At 40.2% G+C, this 4,679-nt stretch carries 2 protein-coding genes; both read right to left on the bottom strand.

Annotated elements, in window-relative coordinates:
- Nucleotides 1-818: ABC transporter substrate-binding protein (locus tag E7204_RS03045; protein WP_295181429.1), on the bottom strand; the 818-nt coding region annotated here is incomplete at its 3' end.
- A gap of 3 nt (nt 819-821) precedes the next feature.
- The gene (gene cobN / locus E7204_RS03040; RefSeq protein ID WP_295181427.1) at nt 822-4,610 is read right to left on the bottom strand and encodes a cobaltochelatase subunit CobN; all 3,789 of its coding nucleotides are present in this window, start codon (nt 4,608-4,610) and stop codon (nt 822-824) included.
- Between the last annotated feature and the right edge of the window lie 69 nt (nt 4,611-4,679).

Genomic DNA, 4,679 nt, shown 5'->3' with positions numbered 1-4,679 from the left:
ACTGCCTTCACATCCTTTAAGGCCGGATCACTATATAAAGCTGTTACTTCTATTTCTTTGTACTGATCGAAACTATAAGCAGTAGACGGTACGATAATAACATCAGGATTAATTCGAATTAAATCTTCACGAGTACCGCTATCACTTATATCCAATCCCAATAAAGTAGCTGCATTGGCCGCATTTATCAGCTGAGTCATATTGTCAAAAGTACTCCCGATCCCGCCGGTAAGTCCTAAAACGCCATAAAAACCAATAATTTTTCTATGTTGAACTTGCTCCGTAAATGCTGTAACTTTTGCCAATCGTTGCTGCATTGACTTTACAATTGCTTCACCTTTACTCTTCTGATTTAACAAATCAGCTAGTTCTAAAATCGTCTTTTCACTATCCTCTATCGTTCTTGGGGCTCTATACACATAGACAGGCACATTTAAGCCTCGTAAAGTGATTACCATTTCTTGATCTACCCAATCGGGAACTATCAATAAATCCGGATGTAATGCCAATACTGCTTCCGTATTCAGTTTTACCCGTGCTTTTATTTGCTTGGATTCTTCCGGAAAATTATTCGGTAAATTCCCTAAAGCTGCAATCTTCTGTGGACCTACTAAAGAAATCACCATATCCTCCGTACTTACACCAATTGGAACTATACGCATCGGATTATCCGGTATCTGTACCGTCGCTCCCGTAGAGTCCCTCACTAAGTGCGTCCCTTCAATCGGTTTTGTCTCATCTAACGTCTTACAGCCCACAATGGCAAAGAGCGTCAAACAAAAGATTATAAAAAGCACTATTCTTCTATAAAAATTCATAGACTATCGTCCTTCAATTTCACCTTCCATGGCTAAATATAATTGCTTTAATTGGTCTTCCATGTCTTTAGGTGCATTCCATAAGCCACGTTGAATAGCTTCTAACAGCGTCTCGGCAATACGTGCTAACGCCCATGGATTAACAGATTGCATCCACTCTTGCATCTCTTTATCTAAGGCATACTTATTGGCATATCCTTCATACACCCAATTGTCTATTACAGCACTTGTAGCATCCCAGGCAAAACTATGAGCCACAACATTTGCCAAGTCCGCCGCCCCTTTATAACCATGTTGTTGCATGCCTTCGATGAACTTAGGATTTAAGGTTTCACCGCGAACCAAACGATTAACTTCTTCTTTTAAATCTCGTGTTTTTACCTGCTTACGGTTCGAACTGTCACCTACATAGGAACGTGGGGCTTCTCCGCGGATACTACGAACGGCTGCTATCAACCCGCCATGGTAGGCATTATAATCATCAGAACTTAGCATATGAGTTTCACGATTATCCTCATTTTTAATAGTAACTTCCATAGTAGCTAATCTTCTTCTAAATATGCGTTTATCCTGATTTGATTTAGCACCGTCACCATAACAATAACTACCCCAAGTTACATAAACATCGGCCAAATCATCAATCGACTCCCAATTTTTCTGCTCAATTAATTGTCCAATACCGGCCCCATATGCCCCGGGTGGATCCCCAAATAAACGGAATCTGGCTTTTTGATAAGCGGCTTTCTCATCTTCACCTTCTGACACAAGCCAAGAAACATCCTCATTAATATGTTTTTTTATAAAATTATCTTCTTCACTCTCATCCAATTCAGCAACCAAAGTTACTGCTTTATCAAGCCATTTTAAGGCATTTGGCATCATGTCTCTGATAAGACCACTTATTCGTCCGGTTACATCAATACGTGGTCGTTTCAGTTCTGCAAGCGGTATAGCCTCAACTCCGATAACACGACCACCGCCACCTTGCCAAATTGGTCGAACCCCCATTAAATTCATAAACTGGCCTAAACATTGGCCATGGCTTCGCGTATTACTACCGGCCCATAGAACTATGCCAATCGACTCCGGATAATGCCCTTCCTCTTTAATGAAATCGGTTATAACCTGATCAGCTAATGTACTTCCTAATTCATAAGCAACTTTCGTAGGCAACATTCTTTCATCCACACCGAAGAAATTGCGACCTGACGGTAAGACGTCGGCTCGTCCACTCGTTGCGGCACCGCCCGGCCCCGGTTCAATATAATGGCCGGCCAAAGCTTTTAATGTATGTCCTATTTCCTGTTCGGTCTGCTTTAATTTCGGCACGTACTCGTGACAAGCCTCCAATAAAATCGAACCGATTTCAGTCAAACAAACTTGCTTTACCTTACTGTCTTTTTCAACACTATACCGTTGCCATAACGTATTAACTGATTCCAAATGTTGCCATGAGTCGGAATAGATATAGTCATTTTCTGCTAAATGTGCAATCACATCACGAATCACATGCCATATTTGATCTACAATATCTTTGTTGCGAAGTATACATTTACCGGTAAACAAAAAGTCTTGATTCTCATTAGAATTGATTTGTTCACCTATTTGTAAAGAATCTACCTTTTGACCGCCATACTGTTCCAATGTATTCCAATCATAGCCCAGACCTTTGGCAATCGTATCCGGTAATGCCGGTACAATACCGTTTTGAACTCGCATAAGAGCTAATAAAAATTCTTGTAAATCCTTACCTGTCGGCGCCTTACCCAGAATATGCAAACCCGTACGCATTTGCATATATTTTAAGTCTGTCAGCAACTCATGCAAATAGGCCAATACACTTTCCGCATCAGTCATTTTATCTTCTGGAATACTCTCCCAAAAATGACATGCTTTAGCTTGTTCAACAATGGCTGTATACAATGAAGTTAAACTTTCCGGCGATTCCAATTCAAAATGCCCGTACTCATCCAAGAGATTTTCTAATTCTTCATATTCATCATAAAGACCTGCCTTAGACATAGGTGGTGATATATGGCCGATTAAACACGCGGAACTCCGCCTTTTAGCCTGTATACCTTCACCGACAATGGTCATCCAATAAGGATATACATTTGGCAAATCTTGAATCCCCATTTCCGGATAGCAGGAAGGGCTTAATCCTGTGCCTTTCCCCGGTAGCCATTCCAAGGAGCCATGAGTACCAACATGCATTACCACATCGGCTTTAAATATTTCACGAAGCCAATAATAAAAACCTTCATAATGATGTGTCGGTGGCAAAACCGGATCATGATACAATTTGCTTGGATTTTCGCCAAAACCGCGTGGCGGTTGCACTGTTACCCATATATTACCGTTACTAAATCCGGAAATCATCAACTCCTCACCATAACGGAATACTTCTCCCGGTACCGGCCCCCAACCGTCTTCCATATCGGCTTTGGCTTTATCCGGTAAAGAGGCAAAAAATGCCTCATATTGCTTTTTACTTAGTTTACCTTCAGTTGATTCAGCCTGTTCCTCTGTAAGCATACTACGATCATTAGTAGCATGCGATAAAACAACATCCATTAATTCAGCCCCCGACTCAGGAATTGAGTCAATAGTATAGCCGGCACTCTTCATTGCCACTAACAAACGCTGTACAGACTCCGGGGTATCTAAACCGGCTGCCGAACCTATATTGGAATTTTTAGGGGGATAATTATGAAGAATAATAGCCACTTTTCTTTCTTTCGGTAATAGACCCCTAAGTTTTACATATTTTATAGCTCGTTTTACAATTGATTCTATACGCTCTTTAACAGGCCAATATATATACAATCCATCAATATTAGTCTGTGCTGACACGACCCCACCGTGAAGCGAACCGTCAAATTCCGGTAAAGATACCGATAAATTCACGTCTAAAGGACTCAAACCCTGCACATTGTTTTCCCAAGCCGCTTCATCCATATAGATGTTATATCCCATTAAGATGGGAATATCCCAATGACTAATATCTTCCTGAGTTGTTGCTTTTAAACTAATAAGCGAAAACTTACAAGTATTAATTAATACCTCAAACGGTAAATTCCCTTCGCCAAACAAAATCCGTAAAGACTCATTTAATGATGGCGCCCCTATTAATGGATTACCGCCATATTGACCGAAAAAAATGATAGGATTATAGCCTTGAGACTTAATCGTTTGTCGCAACAATTCAGGATAATAAAGCTCTCGCATAATCCATTCTTCACGATAGAAAAATACTCCGATACCCGGCCGATTATCCAAACCTTCAGCCTCGACATATTCTTTATAGGTTGCATAAGTAACCCCATTTTCGCCCAGAATCCCTTGCCAAAGAACCTGTATCGGATCCGGCACTTCAACAGCTTCACCTGCTAAGGATGCGGCATATAAAAATGAATTTTCATAGTTGATAAGCCCGCTCAGCTGTTGGTATTCCGACAAACGAATCATTTCCGCTTCACTCATACCGGCTCTTAGTTTATCTGTATCTTGGTTTTCATCCGCATATAAAGCATAGCAAGGATGATTTTGATATAACCAATTAGCTAACCGTCTTAAAAACGGCGTATCCAATCCGGTCCCCATATGTTTTAAAATAACTACATCTGCTGCTTTTAACCGTTCTTCCCAAGTAGAATTCCATTCCGGCTCATGTTTCAAATTATATAAATCAATATTAAAATGCGATTTAGCCTCAATACGACCTTTATTTTCAACCTCACGAATATGTTGTAATTGTTTAGCCATATTAGTAATGTATAAAATTCGTTTCATTATAGGCGGTTTCCTTTCACAACTTGTAATACTGTATCAGCTGTAACAGTATCAATTGAATAATAGGTT

This window comes from Veillonella sp., assembly GCF_015058545.1.
In the GTDB taxonomy this organism is placed as follows: Bacteria; Bacillota; Negativicutes; order Veillonellales; family Veillonellaceae; genus Veillonella_A.
Note: the sequence above shows the minus strand (reverse complement) of the source record. Positions and strands in the feature narration are given on the sequence as shown.

Bases quoted from the DNA above. Each gene is read 5' to 3' on its own strand.
- cobN (WP_295181427.1), bottom strand. From the start codon at position 4,610: ATGAAACGAATTTTATACATTACTAATATGGCTAAACAATTACAACAT.